Origin of the sequence: Candidatus Pelagibacter communis (assembly GCF_001180165.1) — a bacterium.
GTDB classification, from domain to species: domain Bacteria; phylum Pseudomonadota; class Alphaproteobacteria; order Pelagibacterales; family Pelagibacteraceae; genus Pelagibacter; species Pelagibacter ubique_P.
The window spans coordinates 20,164-38,262 of the sequence record NZ_CVSQ01000017.1 but is presented as its reverse complement, the minus strand read 5'-3'; the positions used below and the strand labels follow the sequence as shown (position 1 = coordinate 38,262).

The window sequence follows — 18,099 nt, the reverse complement described above, 5'->3', positions numbered from 1 at the left end:
TAAAATGACCATTGGTTGGCATTTTGATAATACCTATTCAAAGTTATCAAATACTTTTAAAGAAAATATTAAACCAACTCCTGTTCATGATCCTGAATTAGTAATTTTAAATGATGAACTAGCATCTACTTTAAATTTAGATTTTTCAAAAATAGACAAAAAAAAATTAGCAGAAATATTTTCTGGAAACTCTATACCAGAAGAAACTAATACCATTGCGCAAGCATATGCAGGTCATCAGTTTGGACACTTTACGATGTTAGGAGATGGTAGAGCAGTTTTATTGGGTGAGCATTTAGTAAACCATGACAATCGTTTTGACATTCAGTTTAAAGGTTCAGGAAGAACTTCTTTTTCTAGAGGTGGTGACGGAAGAGCAGCACTAGGACCTATGCTTAGAGAATATGTTATCAGTGAAGCGATACATTCATTAAATATTCCAACTACTAGAAGCCTTGCTGTAGTCAAAACAGGAGAAAAAGTTGTAAGAGAAAATCTTTTACAAGGGGCCATATTAACAAGAGTTGCATCAAGTCATCTTCGGGTTGGAACATTTCAATATATAGCTGCAACTCAAAATATTGAAAATTTAAATACTTTAGTCGATTACACAATAAACAGACATTATCCAGAAATTAAAACATCAAATTCAAAAGCATTAGACTTGTTAAATCTTGTAATGGAAAAACAATGCCAGCTAGTAATCAATTGGATGAGAGTTGGATTTATTCATGGGGTTATGAATACTGATAACATGGCAATTTCAGGTGAAACAATAGATTATGGTCCTTGTGCATTTATGGATCATTATGATCCAAAAACTGTATTTAGCTCAATCGATAAATTTGGAAGATATGCCTTTTCTAATCAACCACCAATTACAAAGTGGAATTTAGCAAGATTTGCAGAATGTTTAATCCCTCTAATTGATAAAAATGAAGATACTGCAATTAAATTAGCAACAGATTTAATAGATAATTTTCAAAATATTTATGAAGAAAAATGGTTAAATATGATGAGAGATAAACTTGGTCTATTTGGTGAGGATAAAAATGATAAAAAATTAATTAATGATTTGTTTAATTGGATGGAAAAAAATAAAGCAGATTACACAAATACTTTTTGTAATCTAATGGATATCAATTCTGATGAAATTTATAAAAATAATGATTTTATCGATTGGAAAAATGAATGGAAAAAAAGATCTGAGTTAAATAATTCAACTAAGGAAAAACAAAGCAAACTTATGAAATCAAATAATCCAATTGTAATACCTAGAAATCATAAAGTAGAGGAAGCTTTAGATGAAGCAGACAAAGGAAGTTTAGATAAAATGAAAAAGTTATTAGCTATTTTAAAAAATCCTTATGACAATCAAAATAATATTGAAGAATATCAAGCACCTGCTCCATCGAGTAACGAAAAATATCAAACTTTTTGTGGTACTTAATTTATAGAACGTAGGGCTCTGGCCTAGCGGTTTTACCCAAAACTCTCTCAACTGCAAAATCACTTATATCAATTGTTTGGTATGATCCTGTTGTGATTAATTCGGTTAAGGCTCTACCGATACCTGGTGCCTGCATTAATCCCCGGCCTGTAAATCCAGAAGCCATGTAAACATTATCATATTTAGGATGCTTACCAACAACTGCATTATTATCTAATCTGTTACAATCATAGTAACCTGCCCATCCACCAGTTAACTTTAATTCTTCAAAGGCAGGTATTCTCTTAGCAAGAGCTGGCCAAACTAATTCCTCAAAATCATTCCAAGCTGGTTCCAAATCATCTGCATCAAATACAGAAATAGGTGACCCTGCTAAATATTCTCCTCCTTCTGGTCTCCAATAAACACCAGTTGTTAAGTCTCCACTCAGAGGCATCTCTTTTATATATGTTGGACATTTTACTCTAAACACAGTGTGCTTTTGAGGAACAACAGGAATATCTTCTAACAATTCTTTAGTCCAACAACCAGCCGCAGAAACAATTGTTTTAGCATTTATTTCAGAAATACTTTTAACTTCACCCTTAATAAATTCTGCTCCAAGCTCTATTGCTTTACTTTTAAGAGCGCTGTGAAACATAAATGGATCAATCCATCCTTCACTTTGATTATCCGTATAAGTTGCTGTCTCTATCCCTTCACTATTCACATAAGGAAAAACCTTAGATAATTCTGACCCTTTAATATTTTTTGTTCCAGCGTCACATTCTTTATGATTTTCTAATGCTCTATATTGTTCTTCAGCGTGTTCAGAACCAAACATTAATAGATATCCATTGGTTACCATACTAGCTGTTGGATTAGGATTTTTTTCTGTTTTCAATAATTCTGGTATTTGGAAAATAAATTCTCTTGCAAATTTTCCTAATAAAATATTTTCTTTTTGAAAAAATTGTCTTCTAAAACCACCTAGAGATAATGGGAATGAGGCAGTTTTATAAGTAGGATCTCTTTCGATAACTTTTACTTTTCTACCTTCTTTGGATAAAAAATAAGCAGTTGCAGCCCCTATTATTCCTCCACCAATTACTACAACATCATCCATATCTAGTTTAATAAAATTAAGCTTGTATTCAGAATTAGTGCAAAGCTGCACCAAAGTAAATATGGAATCATTAGGTAGGCACTCAACATCTTGACGCGTTTAAACCTTAAAATAAGATTAATTATCAATGCTATTAGTATGATTAATACCAAAAGTGCTAGAACCATATTGTGAAAAACAAAAAAAACTACACTCCAAGTTGTATTGAACACTAAATGGATAAAATAAATATAAACAGTATTCATATTTCTATTTTTTGTATGCCAGTAAAGCCATATTGCAACTGTCATCAATGTATACAATGTCGTCCAAACAGGTCCGAATATCCAATCCGGTGGATTAAATGATGGTTTATTTAGTAATGAGTACCATGGCTCTTTAAATGTAATGGTAACTAAACCACCAATCAATGAAGCAGAGAATGTAATAGCAAGAAACAATATAAATGTTAAAAATTTATTTTTAAACATGTTAGATATATACATAACAAAAAATGAGTAAAAAAACTATTTGGATTACTGGCGGTAGTACTGGTATTGGAAAAGCTTTAGCAATTAAATTTGCAAGTAAGGGATGGAATGTTGCTATATCTGCAAGAAGAGCTGAATTACTAAATGAGCTTTCAAATTCTTATGAAAATATTTCAAGTTTTCCTTTAGATGTAACAGATAAGGAAAAATGCAAAGAAGTATTTAATGAAATTAAAAACAAATATGAAAATATAGATATTTGTTTTTTTTCAACTGGAACATGGGATCCCAAAAAAGAAAAAGATATAGATGTCGAACAAATGGAAGATGTCTTTAAAGTAAATTTTTTTGGAACTGTGAATAGTATCAAAGCAGTTGAACAATACTTTAGAGATAAAAAAAACGGTATAATTACTATTGTTTCGTCAATTGCAGGATATAGAGGTTTACCTAATTCAACTGGATATGGACCATCTAAATCTGCATTAAATAACTTAGCTGAAAGTTTGTACTTTGATTTTAAAAGGTACAATGTACGTGTTTGTTTAGTATCTCCTGGATTTATTAAAACACCAATGACAGATAAAAATGATTTTAAAATGCCTTTTTTAAAAACTCCTGAGTATGCTGCAGATCAAATTTATGAAGGTTTAGTTAACAAAAATATATTTGAAATACATTTTCCAAAATCACTTACAATTACATTAAAACTATTGAGTTTTTTACCGAGTAAAATTTATTTTGGATTAGTTGGAAAACTAACGAAATACCAAAAAAAATAGTTAATCTTTTACAAATACAACTGTTAATTCAGCTACTTTAAAACCAAATTTAGTCATTGTTGCTCTATTAATTGCAACTCTATCATCTTGTTTAAAAATCCAATCATCGAAAGTTATTTTTAATTCTTTACCTTTAACTGGAACTAACAAAACATATTCAAATTTAAACGCTGGACCATAAGAGTATCCTATTGCTTTACCTACAACATCTCCTGCTGTTCCTTCATAATTATGCTTGTCAATTTTGTTTATTTTCCATTCTCTGTCTTGAACTTCTCCATCGTCCCAATTAAACTTTTCTTTAAGAATTAATTGCTTTCCATCCCAGGTTCCATTTAAATTTGCAGAAAATTGTCTTGTAACTTTTCCTGATCTATTTTGTAGGACACCCCAAGCCTTAACATTGCCAGATAAGTATTCCTCAATAATTAATCTTGGTTCTTTGTTTTTAAAGTCTTCTGGTTTCATGGCGCTATTATTTGAGCAACTTGTAATTAAGAATAATGAAATTATCAATGAAATTGACTTAATTATTTTTATATGTCGCATAAATATCTCCATTATTTTTATTTGTTTTGCATTGAAAATTGTATCAGATCAATATTTTTTGACTTAAATCCAGCCTCACAATAAGAAAGATAAAACTCCCACATTCTTTTAAATGTTAGGTCAAAACCTTGATTTTTTATTAAATCCCATTTTTTTAAAAACTCATTTCTCCATATAGCCAATGTATTTGCATAATGGTCAGCATAAGAAATATATGAATTAACAGTTAAACCGTTGTCAGAAACATATCGATTAATACTATTTTTATTTGGCAAAAAACCACCTGGAAAAATATATTTTTGAATAAAATCTTGTTTGTTTTTATATCTATCAAACAACCTATCATCGATAGTAATTGCTTGAATAGCTGCTTTACCGCCATCAGATAAGTTGGTTTTAATAGTTTTAAAATACCCCTCTAAATAATTTTGACCAACTGCCTCAATCATCTCTATAGAGGCAATTGAATTATATTTGCCTTTAAGATCTCTGTAATCCTTTATTTCAATATTTACTTTTTCGTTTAAACCACAATTAAAAATTCTTTCTTTTGCATATTCAAATTGTTTTTTTGATATTGTAATACAATCTAGTTTTACATCGTATTTTTTACCTAAGTACTCAGCAAAACCTCCCCAACCACATCCTATTTCTAAAACTTTGTCACCATTATTTGGTTTTATTAGATCAATTAATTTTTGATATTTATTATTTTGAGCATCAGAAAGATTTTTCGATTTATCATCAAAAATAGCACTAGAGTAAGTAAGTGTATCATCTAACCAAAGAGAAAAAAAATCATTACCTAGATCATAATGTTTAGCAATATTTTCTTTGCTTCTACTTTTTGTATTTTTGATTATTTTATTTTTTACAAAATTAATTATAGGAAAATCTAAAAGACCTGAGAATTTATATATAACTTCTATATTTCTTGCAGTTAATTCAATTAAATTTGATAAATTATTAGTTTCAAATTCACCTCTCATGTAGCTCTCAGCAAATCCAATACTACCGCCTCTGATTAAATTAAAATTAAAATCTCGTTTTTTGATTAAAATATGTGCATGCAATTTTTCATTTGGATTTCCAAACTTTAAAACTTTTCCATCATATGTAGTAAGCTCTAGATAACCATAACTTATTTTATTAAGAAATTTAAAAACTAATTTATCTGCAGCGTTATTTAAAAACATTAATTCTCTACTGTTATATTGTTTTTAATTTTAAATTTTTTCTTTATAAATTTAATTCCTTTAATCCACAATTTAAACGCTTCAAAATGTATCGCAGAGATAATTTTAAACGTCATTAAAGGGTGTTTAAGATAAGAATTCATTAAGTTTTTAGTTGTCAAATCAGATCTTTCACCATCTTGAGATGCGAAAAGAATTTTTCCTTCTTGATCATATTGATCAATTACAACTGACAACTTCTGCTCTGGATTTAATATTCTAAAAAAATAATTACAATTCATTTCAATAAATGGTGAAACATGAAATTTCTTTGAGCAATTATTTTGAATTAATTTATTTTGTCCCTCTACTTTAAAAACATATGTGTGTTGCTCACCAAATGTATTCTTAACTTCATATAAAATAGAAATTAAATTATCATTTCTATCATATACAAAAAAAATACTTAGTGGATTAAAAACATAACCAAATATTCTTGGATAGCATAAAAGTTTAACTTTAATGTTCTCTGTATTGATTTCGTTATTAATTAAATTTTTTTTTACCCATTCAAAAAGAGATGACCCGTCACGATCACCATGATCTTTCTCATAAAAACTAATAAGATTAAATTTATTTAATGAAAAAAATTTTAATTTATCATTAAGCTCATTTAGCTCTGATAGATCTATAAATAATGAAAATACTTTATACTTAAAAAAATGTTCTTTTGGTTTAAATCTCTTATGGATTACATTTCCATTATATATACAAGAACTAGTCATTAAGGTTTTTCAGCATTTCAATAGATGATTTTATTCCATCTTCATGAAATCCGTAACCAAAATAACTGCCACAAAAAAGTAAATCTTTTTGATTTTGTATTTTAATAAGCTCTGATTGAGCATCTAATGCTTTTTGATCGTAATATGGATGTGTAAATTTTACTTTCCTCAATATTTTTTTCTCATCAATATTGAAGTAAGGATTTAGTGTTAAGAAAATATTTTCATTACACTTTAAATTTTGTAATAAATTTAACCAATAGGTTATTGAATTTTTCTCTAAATTCTTGTCATCTATTGATGAATTCCAAGAAGACCAAGCTTTTTTATTTTTTGGCATAACCTGCTGATCTGTATGTATGTAAGCTATATTTTCTTTGTAACTAAAATTCGAAAGAATATTTATCTCATCCTCAGTTGGATTTTCAATTAACTTTAATGCTTCATCAGCATGTGTCGCTAAAACTACTTTGTCGTAATCGAAAAATTCGCTTTCTCCACCATAATATAAATCTAATCCTGATGATTTTCTTTTAACTCTTGTAACTTTGTAATTTTTGTAGTGTTCACCACTTATTTGAGAAAGTATTTTACTTACATAAGTTCTGCTTCTGTTGGTTACTGTGTACCACTGCGGTCTATTTTTCAATTTAAACAAACCATGATTTTGAAAAAATCTAAGAAAGAAACTAATTGGCATCTTGCTAGCTTCATAAGGAGGCATAGACCAAATTGCAGATACCATTGGTATTATATGATAATCAACAAATGTTTTTGATAATTTATTAATTTTTAAATATTCACCTAAAGTAATTTTATCATTGGATACATTTACTTGATCACTTTTTTTATAAAATTTAATTATATCAAAAAACATTTTTAGGAACTCTATGTTAAACAAATTTGATTTATTAGAGAAAATTCCACTCAACCCTTTTCCACAATATTCAAAGTTTGTATTATCTACTGAAACTGAAAAAGACATATTGCTTTTTTCAATTTGAATATCATTTTCTTTAAAAAAATTAATTAAATTTGGATATGTCTGAAAATTAAAAACAATAAAACCAATATCTACAGAAACTTTTTTTTCATCAAAAAAAATATCTATTGTATGTGAGTGTCCACCAAAATGATCTTCTCGCTCGAAAAGATCTACATGATGTTTTTTAGATAAATAATAAGCGGCACTTAATCCGGAAATACCTGAGCCAACAACAGCAATTTTCATTAATTATTATGCTGCATCTTCTTTAAACTCATCCATACTTGGACAAGTACAAAAAATATTTTTATCTCCGTATACGTTATCAACTCTCGCAACCGGAGGCCAAAATTTATTTGCTTTTAAGAATTTTGCTGGATATGCAGCTTGCTGTCTTGAATATTTATGACTCCATTCATCTGAAGCTAATTCAATATCCGTATGAGGTGCATTTTTAATTGGATTATCAACTTTATCAAATTTTCCTGATTTTATCATATCTATTTCTGATTTAATGCTAATCAAAGTATCACAAAATCTATCTAGTTCGGACAAGCTTTCACTTTCAGTTGGTTCAATCATCATTGTACCTGCTACTGGCCATGACATTGTTGGTGCATGAAAACCATAATCAATCAACCTTTTAGCTATATCTTCTTCTGTGATCCCTGTTTCAGTTTTAATGGATCGAATATCAATTATACATTCATGAGCTACATTTCCGTTTGAACCTTTATAAAGAATTGGGTAATGATCTTTAAGTCTATGAGCTATATAATTTGCATTTAATATTGCAACTTGAGTAGCTAATTTCAAACCTTCAGAGCCCATCATTTTGATATACATCCAAGAAATTGATAAAATACTTGAGCTTCCCCAAGGTGCTGCTGAAACTGCTCCTATTCCTGTAGCAGGTCCACAGTCTTTAACAACCGGATGATTAGGTAAATAAACTTGTAAATGTCTTTTACATGCAATTGGTCCCATTCCTGGTCCTCCACCACCATGTGGAATACAGAATGTTTTGTGTAAATTTATATGACAAACATCTGGACCAAAATTTCCAGGTCTTGCTATACCAACAAGCGCATTTAAATTTGCACCATCCATATAAACTTGACCACCGTGTTTATGAATTAACTCACATATATCTGTAATTTTTTCCTCAAATACTCCGTGAGTAGACGGATAAGTGACCATTAATGCTCCAAGATTTTCAGAATGTATTTCTGCTTTTTTCTTTAAATCCTCAAAATCAACATTTCCTTCTTTATCACAATCAACAACGACAACTTTCATTCCTACCATTTGTGCGCTAGCAGGATTAGTTCCATGTGCTGAGCTAGGTATTAAACATATGTTTCTATTTTCTTCGCCTCTATCTAAATGATATTTTCTAATAACCATTAATCCTGCATATTCCCCTTGAGCACCTGCATTTGGTTGAAGCGAAACACCAGAAAATCCTGTAATTGATCTCAGCCAATTTTTAAGATCAGTGAATAAATCTCTATATCCTTCCATCTGCTCTATAGGCACGAACGGATGAGGTTCAGCTAATTCTCTCCACGAAATAGGTATCATTTCTGCAGTAGCATTTAATTTCATAGTACATGAACCAAGTGCAATCATAGTTCTATTTAAAGCTATATCTTTATCTTCTAACTTTTTTAAATATCTGAGCATCTCAGTTTCTGAGTGGTATGAATTAAAAACAGGATGTTCTAAATATTTTGAAGTTCTTAATAAGTTTTTTGGCAAATTAGGTAAACTTACTGTTGGGTCTTCTTTTTTAATCGACTCAGCTGCATTAAAAATTTTCAACAATTGATTTACTCTATAAACATTTTTCTTTTCATCAAAAGAAACTGCCAACATTTCAGAATTTACTCTTCTAATGTTTACCTTTTGATCCAAGGCATTTTTATAAATTTGATCAGTTTTATCCTTTGTTACAATTGTAACAGTATCAAAGAAATGATCTGAATAAATTTCATATCCAGATTGTTTCAATTTATCTGCAAAATTTTTAGCTAATTGAGAAACTCTCTCAGCAATAGTTTTTATTCCATCTGGTCCGTGGTAAATGGCATATGCAGCTGAAACAATTGCTAACAAAGCTTGGGCAGTACAAATATTACTTGTAGCTTTATCTCTTCTTATATGCTGTTCCCTAGTTTGTAATGATAATCTGTAAGCTTTGTTTCCATGTCTATCAACAGAAACCCCTACAATTCTTCCAGGCATAGATCTTTTATATTCATCTTTAGTTGCAAAGAAGGCTGCATGAGGTCCACCGTAACCCATTGGAATTCCAAATCTTTGAGAACTTCCGACAGCAATATCTGCTCCTAGTTCTCTTGGTGTTTTTAATTTAGCAAGTGCTAATAAATCACAAGCTAATATTGCTTTACCATTTTTTTTATGAATTTTACTTATTGCTTCACTAGGATCTTTTATATCTCCTAAAGTTCCCGGATATTGTAATATACCACAAACTAAATCTTCCTTTAATTGGTCTAATACTTCATCTTCATTACCAACAAATACTTTTAATCCCATTGGTTCTGCTCTTGTTTGAATTACATCGATTGTTTGTGGGTGACAATTTTCTGAGACAAAAACTAAATTACTATCTTTTTTATTTAATCTATGACTTAATCCCATTGCTTCTGCAGCTGCTGTTCCTTCATCTAATAAAGACGCATTTGCAATATCCATTCCTGTAAAATCAACTATCATTTGTTGGAAATTAAGCAGCATTTCTAATCTTCCTTGAGCTACCTCGGGTTGATAAGGTGTATAAGAAGTATACCAACCTGGATTTTCTAAAATATTTCTTAGAATTACGTATGGTGTGTAAGTTCCATAATAACCCATTCCTATAAAGTTAGAGTAAATTTGATTTTTTTTTGAAATTGCTTTTAATTTTCTTAATGCTTCATATTCTGAATTAGACTCACCAATATTTAATTCATCTTTCAATTGGATTTTTTCTGGAACTGTACTTTTGATTAAATCATCAAGTGATTTGTAATTAAGTTCCTTAAGCATTTTATTTTGATCTTCATCTGAAGGTCCAATGTGCCTTTTTAAAAAATCTTTTTGAGAATTATGTAACATTAGCTAGCACTCTCCTTTGCAAATTTATCGTATTCTTCTTTGTTCATAAGACTGTCCATTTCGGATTGATCTTTCATTTTAAGTTTAAAAAACCATGCTGAACCCTCTGGATCTTCATTAATTTTAGAAGGATCATCTACAATAGCTTGATTAGTATCTACTACTTCACCACTAACTGGAGTATAAACATCACTAGCAGCTTTCGTGGACTCTACCACTCCTGCAGTACCATCTTTTTCAACATTAGATCCTTTTTCAGGAAGTTCTGCAAAAACGATGTCTCCAAGCATTTCTGTTGCATGTTTTGTAATTCCTATTGTGGCTACATCTCCCTCTAAAGTAATCCACTCATGTTCTTTTGAAAATTTTACTTCACTCATTAATTTACTCCTTTCACATAATTTTTTTTATAAAATGGTAATGCGCAAACATTTGCTGGATGTTTTTTCCCTCTTACCTCAAGCAAAATTTTAGTATCAACTTTTGAAAACTCTTTATTAACATAACCCATCGCTATAGGACCATTTACACTTGGTCCAAATGTGCCACTAGTTATCTCACCGATTTGTGTATCTGTATCATCAAATATTTTAGTTTTTTCTCTAGCAATCAATCTACCTTCGGGCTTAATCCCTACTCTTATTTGGCTTGCTCCATCTTGCATTTGGTTCATAATTTTTTTCGATCCAATAAAACCTCCATTTGATAGTCTAGATTTTGAGATTGCCCATCTAAGGTTTGCCTCAACTGGTGTTTTATTAATATCTAATTCGTGACCATATAAACATAATCCAGCTTCTAATCTCAAGGTATCTCTTGCCCCAAGTCCTATAAGTTGTGCTCCCTTTTTTATTAAATTTTCAACGAATTTTTCAGCTTTATCGTTAGAAATTGAAATTTCAAATCCATCTTCCCCTGTATAACCTGATCTTGTGACAAATAATTTTTGATTATCAGAATCGAACCAATTTCCTGTCATAAAATTTAGTTGATCAACCCCATTTACAATTGAATTTAAAATTTCAACAGACTTGGGTCCTTGAATTGCTATCAAAGATCTAGTGTTATCTAAATTCATTTTAAATTTCGAATCTAGTAAATTAGATAAAATCTCAAAATCTTTATCTTTGCATGCAGCATTTAAGATAATTAAATATCCTTCCTCAATTTTAGTAATGATTAAATCATCATAAATTCCAGCATCTTCATTCATTAAAAAACTATACTTAGAGCAGTTTTGTTTTAAATTTTTTAAATCTAATGGAAAAATTTTTTCTAATTCTTCTGTTAAACTTTCATTACCATATATGAATAGCTGACCCATATGAGATACATCAAATATTCCAGAATGTGATCTTGTGAATTTATGCTCTTCAATAATACCTTTGCTATACTGAATAGGCATTTCATAGCCAGCAAATTCAACAAACTTAGCGTTATTACTTTGATGAAGTTTATTAAGTGATGTTTTTTTTATTTCCATATTAACTCTTTTTTGCCCCCTCTGTCTTGGTGCCTGAGAGATTTGCTCCTTCGGCGAGAATAATTCTCTTTCCAGAGTTAATATGTACGGTCCTTTTGCCTGAGAGTTTCCGGGGTGGTTGCTCCTTCGGCGCTACAAAAGTAGTCTCTCCCGTATATAAATTTATAACACATTTAAAATGTTTATGTGAAATTTATTTAGCTAGTTTTTTAACAAGTAATGGAGACAAAAACTGTATAACTACTGCTGTTATAACTACGGCTCCCCCAAAAAGTACAGTAAGTGGCGGGTTTTCGTTTGCAAACATCCATGCCCACAAAGGTCCTAGAACAGCTTCTGTTAACATAATAATTCCAACAAATACTGAAGGAGTTGATCTTGCTCCAATTGTTATAAGTATAAATCCAAGTCCAACTTGAAAAAATCCTGCAATAAAACCTAAAAAAATATCATTTGTTGAAACTAAAATACTCGGTGACATAAACAAACCTATTAGTGTTGCAAAAATTCCAGCAACCAATTGTAAAGGTATCATGTCGACTTTTGGATATTTTCTGACAATTAAAATTAAGATTGCAAATGATATCGGCATGATAAATGCAACTAGGTTTCCAGTCATTTGACCTGGTGTTAGTGAACTTCCTAACATTAAAATGATGCCAACTACTGCTGTAATAATGCAAGTTAATGTAATTTTAGAAATTTTTTCCTTTAAAAATACATAACCAAAAATTGCTAAAAACAAAGCTTGAGTTTGAATTATAAAGTTTGCATTAGCTACTGTTGTTTCATACATAGCAAATACATAGCTAGCAAATCCAATAGATAAAATTATACCTCCAAATAAACCTGGAATTCCAGATTTATAAAGAGCACTGAAAATTTTTCCTCTGTAAGTAAAAATTAAAAAAATTGTAATTACTCCAATAAAGAAAAGTGATCTCCAAAATAATATTTGCCAAAGTGTAGATCCATCGAAAGACTTAACAATTAAACCTCCAAAACTTAACGCACAAGCTCCTAAAAAAACTAAAAAAGGACCTGGTATTTTTGATAAAAAATTCATTAAATTTGTGATAGTAAATTTTGAGTTTCCATTTCATATAACTTAAATAAAGTCTCTGCATCAGATAAATTAATCTCTTTAAATTTTATTTTTGAACCAGGAGACATCTGTACTAATCGGTCATAATCGACACTAGCCACAACTCCAATTTTTGGATAACCACCAATAGTACCATGATCTGAAAGCATTATAATTGGATTTCCGTCTGCCGGTACTTGGATTACACCTTTAATCAAACCCTCTGATTTTATGTTGGTATTCACTATATTATCAATTTTAGGTCCCTCTAACCTCATACCCATTCTGTCTGAAAGTTTCGATACTGTGAATTCCTTTTCATAAAATATTTTTTTACCTTCTTCAGAAAAGTAATCAAAATTAGTGCCTTTGATCACCCTTATGTTTTCTATTTTGGTATTAATGTAATTAGTTTTTTTAATATCCTTATTTGAATTTATTTTTTTTAAATTAATTCTTTGCCCTACATCTAATTTTTTTCCATCATTAGATCCAATATTTGCTTTCGTATTTATAGAACAACTATTCCATTGAAATTTTAAATCAAACTCTCCACCTAATGCTAAATATCCATAAACTGATTTATTTGTAGATATGATATTTATCTCATCTCCATTTTCAATTTGATAGCTTTCGTAACAATTCCCCTCAATTTCTGTATCTTTTTTTTTAATTGAAAAAATTACATCTCCAGTGACAGCAAGGTTAATTTTTTCTCCTGAATACTTTATGTGAGGACCCTGATATGCAAACTCTATCAATGCAGAATCTAAATTATTATTAACAAGTTTATTGGCTATAAGATAATTTCTATTATCCATAGCACCACTAAATGGAATACCAATATGATAAAGATGATCCCTACCTTTATCTTGAAAGGTAGTATTAATACCAGGTCTAATTATTTCTAAATAATTGCTACTCATTATAATTTTTATACTGATCTAAAGAAATTTCCTTGAAAATTACTGTATCTCCTGGGTTAATTAGATTTGGTTTATCTTCTTTTGAACTATCAAAAACATCCAAAGGGGTATTTCCTAAAATATTCCATCCACCTGGGCTTTCAAATGTATAAATGTTTGCAAATTGCTCAGTTAATGCAACAGATCCTTTAGGTACTTTTACTCTTGGAGTTTCCAAACGTTGAGCTCTCATATTCTCATCTAAGTCACCAAGAAAAGGCATACCAGCAATGAACCCGGTCATATAACAAAAATATTCCTTATTTAAAAAATTCTCTAAAATTTTTTCTCTACTTAATTTTAATATCTCTTCCAATCTTTTAATGTCCATTGAAAAATTTTCATGACAGCAAACTGGTATTTCTAATTTTTTAGAATTTATATCTTTTGAGTCTTGAGCATTAATGTTTTCAACATAATTTTTTACTTCTTTAAAATTTGTTTTTTTTAGATCATACGAAATAATTAATTTATTATAAGAAGGTGTTAAATTATTTATCCCTTCAAATTTTTTTTCTTTAATAGTTTTAAAATATTTTATAACTTGTGAATTAATTGATTTATTTACTTCATTACCAAAATCACAGTACAAAGCTGCGTCACCAAGATTTGATATATTTTTTATCATGTCATGTTATACTTAACATTAGAGACTATGGAAATTAATATAAATTGCGATTTAGGTGAAAAATCAAAACATCATTCAAATAAGTATGATCCAGATTTACTAGAAATAGTTAATTCTGCAAATGTCGCATGTGGTTATCATGCAGGTGATGATGAGTCGATGAATCAAGTAGTTCAAATTTCAAAAAAAAATGGTGTTAGTATTGGAGCGCATCCGTCATTTAATGACCCTGAAAATTTTGGAAGGCAAAGAATGAATCTTTCACCTAATGATGTAAGACAATTGATTATTGATCAATATGAAATTCTTCAAAAAATTGCTCAAGATCATGGAGAGAATGTTACTCACATAAAACCACACGGTGCTTTAAATAATATGGCTTGTGAGGATATAGATTTAGCTACTACTTTAGCAAAAGCTATAAACGAGATAAGTAAAGATTTAATTTATTTAGTTCCTACAGGATCTAAAATGGAAGAAGCGGCCAAAAAACTAAACATGCTTATAGCTTGTGAAATTTTTGCTGATCGAAATTATGAAGATGATGGTAATTTGGTTTCTAGAAAAAAACCACACGCTCTTATTACTGATCCAGAAGAGGCTAAAAAACATGTATTAAATATGGTTAAAAATCAGTCACTTAATTGTCACAGTGGAAAGCAGATACCTTGTGAAATAGACTCGGTGTGCATACATGGAGATAATGAAAGTTCATTGTCTACTGCAAAATCAATTAGAGAAAATTTAATAGAAAATGGGCTTCAATTAAAACCACTTAACCAAATGAAAAAATTTATATGATCAAAAAAACTTTTTATTTACTTTTGTTTTTAGTTTTACTATCAACAAATTCATATTCCGCAGGATCAGACAGCACTACGAAAGTAAAATCTGAATACAGTAAAGCTGTAACTTTAATTAAGGCAGCTAAGAAATATGAAAAAAAAGGAAAAATAGAAAAAGCCAATAAAAGATATGAAAAAGCTCAAGCCTTGTTAATCAAATCAAATAAAAAAAAACCACTACAAGCAGATACTTTAAACTATCTGGGTTTTACAACTAGAAAACTTGGAGATTTTGAAAATGGTGAAAAGTATTATCTTTTAGGTTTAGAAATTAATCCAAATCACGTGGGTATAAATGAATATTTAGGTGAATTATACGTTGTTACAAATAGATTAGATTTAGCGAAAGAAAGATTAAAAGTATTAGAAAGTTGTAATTGTGAAGAGTATAATGAATTAAAAGAAATTATAGAAGGCACAAAGAAATCTAAATATTAAAAATCTTGATTGAAGAACTCATAATTTTAACAAATATAATTTTTATCACGATTATATTAACAGCAGACAATGCTGTAATTGTTGGATCAATTGCTTCAAATTTTGTTCCAAAAAATAGAAAACAAATAATTCTTTGGGGTGTAATTGGGGCCTTTGTTTTTAAAATATTTTTTGCAATTTTTGCGACTTTTTTATTTGAATTTTATTTTATAAAAATTTTAGGTGGTTTATTATTAATTTGGATTGTTAATGATTTAAGAAAAGATTTATTAGACATTAAAAAAGTAAAGCCTACCACAAAAAAAAGTAAAGAGCCTTCTTTCATAAATAGTATTGGAAAAGTTTTGTTTGCAGATATCATGATTAGTTTCGATAACGTTATTGGTGTTGTAGCTGCAGCAAAAGGTTATTTTGGATTTATGATTTTTGGACTTGTTTTATCAGTAGTTCTTACTGGTGCATTAGCAACATATATGGCTAATTATATACAAAGACATATTTGGATAGCTTATGTTGGTTTAATATTTATCTTAATCGTTGGTTTACAATTAGTAATTGGTGGATTGGTTGATCTTGAAATATTAAATATTAATGAAGAATTTAAAAAATACTTTTAATTAAAAAGAATTTTTTTTATTAGGAAATTTAATTTTTCTAACTTCTTTTGAATAACTAAAAACAGCTTTAGAAATATCTTTTCTAATATTTGCATATTTTTTTACGAACTTATAACTCATTGGATTTAGGCCAATTAAATCATCAAAAACTAATATTTGTCCATCGCAATATTTAGAAGCTCCAATACCTATTGTTGGTATCTTTAAATTTTGAGTAACAAGCTTTGCTAAAGAAGTTTCAACACATTCTAAAACAATTGAAAATACTCCAGCTTTTTCTAATAATTGCGAATCTCTTATAATGTTGTTTCTCTCTAACTTTTTTTTTCCTTTAAATTTGAAAGTTTTATCTGACTGGGGAAGCAAACCTAAATGACCCATAACTGGAATTTTGTTTTTAACTAAAGATTTGATTGTTTCATAAATTTTTTTTCCACCTTCTAATTTTACACCATCACATTTTGTTTTTTTCATTATTTGCTTTGCATTTTTTACTGCTTCTTTAGGAGTTCGATAGGTGTTATGTGGCATATCAACAATCATTAAACTTTTTTTTATACCCATTCTGACACTTTTAGAATGTTCAATCATAGTGTTCAAAGTTACTTCTCTTGTGGATTTATAATTGTATAAAACCGAACCAAGAGAATCTCCTACTAAAATTAAATCACAATAATTATCCAATATGGAAGCAATATTTTTTGAATAGGCAGTTAGACTAACTATTTTTGACTTGTTTTTTTTTGCAATAAATTTTTTAATTTTACTCATTTATAAATTCTTGGTTCTTATAAGCTTTCAGAAGCTTTTTAGATATAGATAGTTTGTTTGCAATAGGAGATTTTTCGTCAATAATTCTCCAAAAAGGAAGTTTTGGTTTTTTAGTTTTTTTTTTAATTTGTTCCTCTAATGATGCCTCTATAGCAATTCTTAAAAAAATTCCTGTAGATACTGGGCACGTTTTGTTAGCTTTGGCTTTTTTAGCTAAAGCTTCTCTCATTTCAATAACTGTCTTTTTTTTACCTTTGGGAATTTTGTGAATATATTTTGCTATTGAACTTGGGGATGAAACTAGCATCGTTTCACCTTTCTTAATATCTGCAAAATTAAAAGTTAATTTTTTAATTTTTTCCTTGTATGGTTTGTTAAACTTAGCAATCCACATTAGAAAAATATTACCAGGTACCAGTATTCTCCATTGAGGCCCAAGGCTCTTTGGGTTCTAAATTTCCTTCTTGAAGTATTTCAATTGAAATTTTGTCTGGTGATCTAACAAAAGCCATATGGCCATCTCTTGGCGGTCTATTAATCGTGTAGCCCATATCCATTAATCTTTGGCATGTTTCATAAATATTATCTACTCTATAGGCAAGATGACCAAAATTTCTTGAACCTTCTCCAAGCTCATCACCATCCCAATTATATGTTAATTCTATTTCTGCTTTTTCATCATTTGGTGCTGCAAGAAAAATTAATGTAAATCTTCCTTTTTCATTTTCCATTCTTCTAGTTTCTTTTAAACCAAGCCCTTCGCAGAAAAATCTTAAAGACTCATCCACGTCTTTAACTCTAATCATTGTGTGTAAATATTTCATAATATTAATTTATAATTAAA

General features: G+C 29.3%; 20 protein-coding genes and 1 riboswitch. Of the genes, 5 read left to right on the top strand and 15 right to left on the bottom strand.

Features of this window, described 5'->3' with window-relative positions:
* Positions 1–4: 4 nt before the first annotated feature.
* Positions 5–1,450: a protein adenylyltransferase SelO gene (locus AMN88_RS01105; protein ID WP_075536044.1), complete on the top strand. Its 1,446-nt coding sequence runs from the start codon at positions 5–7 to the stop codon at positions 1,448–1,450.
* Between the two features lies 1 nt (position 1,451).
* Here AMN88_RS01105 and AMN88_RS01100 read toward each other — a convergent pair whose 3' ends face one another.
* Complete coding sequence (locus AMN88_RS01100) at positions 1,452–2,555, bottom strand: NAD(P)/FAD-dependent oxidoreductase (RefSeq protein WP_075536043.1); 1,104 nt, start codon at positions 2,553–2,555, stop codon at positions 1,452–1,454.
* A 2-nt stretch (positions 2,556–2,557) separates the two neighbouring features.
* Positions 2,558–3,025 (bottom strand): TspO/MBR family protein, encoded by a 468-nt coding sequence (locus AMN88_RS01095; protein WP_075536042.1) that lies wholly within the window; start codon positions 3,023–3,025, stop codon positions 2,558–2,560.
* A gap of 23 nt (positions 3,026–3,048) precedes the next feature.
* Here AMN88_RS01095 and AMN88_RS01090 point away from each other — a divergent pair, with 23 nt between their 5' ends.
* Positions 3,049–3,807: an SDR family NAD(P)-dependent oxidoreductase gene (locus AMN88_RS01090; RefSeq protein WP_075536041.1), complete on the top strand. Its 759-nt coding sequence runs from the start codon at positions 3,049–3,051 to the stop codon at positions 3,805–3,807.
* Here the strand turns inward: AMN88_RS01090 and AMN88_RS01085 are convergent, their stop codons facing one another.
* From AMN88_RS01085 to AMN88_RS01040, 10 genes are all read right to left on the bottom strand, one after another.
* Complete coding sequence (locus AMN88_RS01085; RefSeq protein ID WP_075536079.1) at positions 3,808–4,356, bottom strand: DUF3833 domain-containing protein; 549 nt, start codon at positions 4,354–4,356, stop codon at positions 3,808–3,810. It lies immediately after the preceding gene.
* A 17-nt stretch (positions 4,357–4,373) separates the two neighbouring features.
* Positions 4,374–5,552, bottom strand: coding sequence for an SAM-dependent methyltransferase (locus AMN88_RS01080; RefSeq protein ID WP_075536040.1), 1,179 nt, complete (start codon positions 5,550–5,552; stop codon positions 4,374–4,376).
* Positions 5,552–6,316 carry a DUF1365 domain-containing protein gene (locus AMN88_RS01075; protein ID WP_075536039.1) on the bottom strand — a complete coding sequence of 255 codons (765 nt, stop codon included), beginning with the start codon at positions 6,314–6,316 and terminating at the stop codon, positions 5,552–5,554. The genes AMN88_RS01080 and AMN88_RS01075 overlap by 1 nt, the downstream gene beginning before the upstream one ends.
* Positions 6,309–7,547, bottom strand: a complete 1,239-nt coding sequence (locus AMN88_RS01070; RefSeq protein ID WP_075536038.1) for an NAD(P)/FAD-dependent oxidoreductase — start codon at positions 7,545–7,547, stop codon at positions 6,309–6,311. Before AMN88_RS01070 ends, AMN88_RS01075 begins: the two co-directional genes overlap by 8 nt.
* Positions 7,548–7,553: 6 nt before the next feature.
* Positions 7,554–10,424, bottom strand: coding sequence for an aminomethyl-transferring glycine dehydrogenase (gene gcvP / locus AMN88_RS01065; protein ID WP_075536037.1), 2,871 nt, complete (start codon positions 10,422–10,424; stop codon positions 7,554–7,556).
* Positions 10,424–10,804 (bottom strand): glycine cleavage system protein GcvH, encoded by a 381-nt coding sequence (gene gcvH / locus AMN88_RS01060; protein ID WP_023854947.1) that lies wholly within the window; start codon positions 10,802–10,804, stop codon positions 10,424–10,426. The genes gcvP and gcvH overlap by 1 nt, the downstream gene beginning before the upstream one ends.
* On the bottom strand, positions 10,804–11,907 hold the full coding sequence (gcvT, locus tag AMN88_RS01055; RefSeq protein ID WP_075536036.1) for a glycine cleavage system aminomethyltransferase GcvT: 1,104 nt from the start codon (positions 11,905–11,907) through the stop codon (positions 10,804–10,806). The genes gcvH and gcvT overlap by 1 nt, the downstream gene beginning before the upstream one ends.
* Before the next feature lie 77 nt (positions 11,908–11,984).
* A riboswitch (glycine riboswitch) is annotated at positions 11,985–12,070 on the bottom strand.
* 30 nt (positions 12,071–12,100) lie between these two features.
* The gene (locus AMN88_RS01050) at positions 12,101–12,973 is read right to left on the bottom strand and encodes a DMT family transporter (RefSeq protein WP_075536035.1); all 873 of its coding nucleotides are present in this window, start codon (positions 12,971–12,973) and stop codon (positions 12,101–12,103) included.
* On the bottom strand, positions 12,973–13,917 hold the full coding sequence (locus AMN88_RS01045; RefSeq protein ID WP_075536034.1) for a 5-oxoprolinase subunit C family protein: 945 nt from the start codon (positions 13,915–13,917) through the stop codon (positions 12,973–12,975). Before AMN88_RS01045 ends, AMN88_RS01050 begins: the two co-directional genes overlap by 1 nt.
* Complete coding sequence (locus AMN88_RS01040; RefSeq protein ID WP_075536033.1) at positions 13,910–14,584, bottom strand: 5-oxoprolinase subunit B family protein; 675 nt, start codon at positions 14,582–14,584, stop codon at positions 13,910–13,912. Before AMN88_RS01040 ends, AMN88_RS01045 begins: the two co-directional genes overlap by 8 nt.
* A gap of 27 nt (positions 14,585–14,611) precedes the next feature.
* Between AMN88_RS01040 and AMN88_RS01035 the strand changes: the two genes are divergently transcribed.
* Genes AMN88_RS01035 through AMN88_RS01025 form a run of 3 tightly spaced genes read left to right on the top strand, consistent with a single transcriptional unit; the run spans position 14,612 to position 16,484 of the window.
* Positions 14,612–15,385, top strand: a complete 774-nt coding sequence (locus tag AMN88_RS01035; protein WP_179850082.1) for a 5-oxoprolinase subunit PxpA — start codon at positions 14,612–14,614, stop codon at positions 15,383–15,385.
* Positions 15,382–15,867, top strand: a complete 486-nt coding sequence (locus AMN88_RS01030; protein ID WP_425319185.1) for a tetratricopeptide repeat protein — start codon at positions 15,382–15,384, stop codon at positions 15,865–15,867. Before AMN88_RS01035 ends, AMN88_RS01030 begins: the two co-directional genes overlap by 4 nt.
* Positions 15,868–15,872: 5 nt before the next feature.
* The gene (locus AMN88_RS01025; RefSeq protein WP_075536031.1) at positions 15,873–16,484 is read left to right on the top strand and encodes a YjbE family putative metal transport protein; all 612 of its coding nucleotides are present in this window, start codon (positions 15,873–15,875) and stop codon (positions 16,482–16,484) included.
* Here AMN88_RS01025 and panB read toward each other — a convergent pair whose 3' ends face one another.
* The 3 genes from panB to AMN88_RS01010 are packed head-to-tail and all read right to left on the bottom strand — an operon-like array spanning position 16,485 to position 18,079.
* Complete coding sequence (panB, locus tag AMN88_RS01020) at positions 16,485–17,255, bottom strand: 3-methyl-2-oxobutanoate hydroxymethyltransferase (protein ID WP_075536030.1); 771 nt, start codon at positions 17,253–17,255, stop codon at positions 16,485–16,487.
* Entirely contained in the window at positions 17,248–17,649 is a 402-nt protein-coding gene (locus AMN88_RS01015) for a hypothetical protein (protein ID WP_075536029.1), read from the bottom strand. Before AMN88_RS01015 ends, panB begins: the two co-directional genes overlap by 8 nt.
* A gap of 10 nt (positions 17,650–17,659) precedes the next feature.
* Complete coding sequence (locus AMN88_RS01010; protein WP_075536028.1) at positions 17,660–18,079, bottom strand: VOC family protein; 420 nt, start codon at positions 18,077–18,079, stop codon at positions 17,660–17,662.
* Positions 18,080–18,099 lie beyond the last annotated feature (20 nt).

Excerpts from the sequence above, each read along its gene's own strand:
- AMN88_RS01105 (WP_075536044.1), top strand. The coding sequence starts at position 5 with ATGACCATTGGTTGGCATTTTGATAATACCTATTCAAAGTTATCAAAT.
- AMN88_RS01100 (WP_075536043.1), bottom strand. The coding sequence starts at position 2,555 with ATGGATGATGTTGTAGTAATTGGTGGAGGAATAATAGGGGCTGCAACT.
- AMN88_RS01095 (WP_075536042.1), bottom strand. The coding sequence starts at position 3,025 with ATGTTTAAAAATAAATTTTTAACATTTATATTGTTTCTTGCTATTACA.
- AMN88_RS01090 (WP_075536041.1), top strand. The coding sequence starts at position 3,049 with ATGAGTAAAAAAACTATTTGGATTACTGGCGGTAGTACTGGTATTGGA.
- AMN88_RS01085 (WP_075536079.1), bottom strand. The coding sequence starts at position 4,356 with ATGCGACATATAAAAATAATTAAGTCAATTTCATTGATAATTTCATTA.
- AMN88_RS01080 (WP_075536040.1), bottom strand. The coding sequence starts at position 5,552 with ATGTTTTTAAATAACGCTGCAGATAAATTAGTTTTTAAATTTCTTAAT.
- AMN88_RS01075 (WP_075536039.1), bottom strand. The coding sequence starts at position 6,316 with ATGACTAGTTCTTGTATATATAATGGAAATGTAATCCATAAGAGATTT.
- AMN88_RS01070 (WP_075536038.1), bottom strand. The coding sequence starts at position 7,547 with ATGAAAATTGCTGTTGTTGGCTCAGGTATTTCCGGATTAAGTGCCGCT.
- gcvP (WP_075536037.1), bottom strand. The coding sequence starts at position 10,424 with ATGTTACATAATTCTCAAAAAGATTTTTTAAAAAGGCACATTGGACCT.
- gcvH (WP_023854947.1), bottom strand. The coding sequence starts at position 10,804 with ATGAGTGAAGTAAAATTTTCAAAAGAACATGAGTGGATTACTTTAGAG.
- gcvT (WP_075536036.1), bottom strand. The coding sequence starts at position 11,907 with ATGGAAATAAAAAAAACATCACTTAATAAACTTCATCAAAGTAATAAC.
- AMN88_RS01050 (WP_075536035.1), bottom strand. The coding sequence starts at position 12,973 with ATGAATTTTTTATCAAAAATACCAGGTCCTTTTTTAGTTTTTTTAGGA.
- AMN88_RS01045 (WP_075536034.1), bottom strand. The coding sequence starts at position 13,917 with ATGAGTAGCAATTATTTAGAAATAATTAGACCTGGTATTAATACTACC.
- AMN88_RS01040 (WP_075536033.1), bottom strand. The coding sequence starts at position 14,584 with ATGATAAAAAATATATCAAATCTTGGTGACGCAGCTTTGTACTGTGAT.
- AMN88_RS01035 (WP_179850082.1), top strand. The coding sequence starts at position 14,612 with ATGGAAATTAATATAAATTGCGATTTAGGTGAAAAATCAAAACATCAT.
- AMN88_RS01030 (WP_425319185.1), top strand. The coding sequence starts at position 15,382 with ATGATCAAAAAAACTTTTTATTTACTTTTGTTTTTAGTTTTACTATCA.
- panB (WP_075536030.1), bottom strand. The coding sequence starts at position 17,255 with ATGAGTAAAATTAAAAAATTTATTGCAAAAAAAAACAAGTCAAAAATA.
- AMN88_RS01015 (WP_075536029.1), bottom strand. The coding sequence starts at position 17,649 with ATGTGGATTGCTAAGTTTAACAAACCATACAAGGAAAAAATTAAAAAA.
- AMN88_RS01010 (WP_075536028.1), bottom strand. The coding sequence starts at position 18,079 with ATGAAATATTTACACACAATGATTAGAGTTAAAGACGTGGATGAGTCT.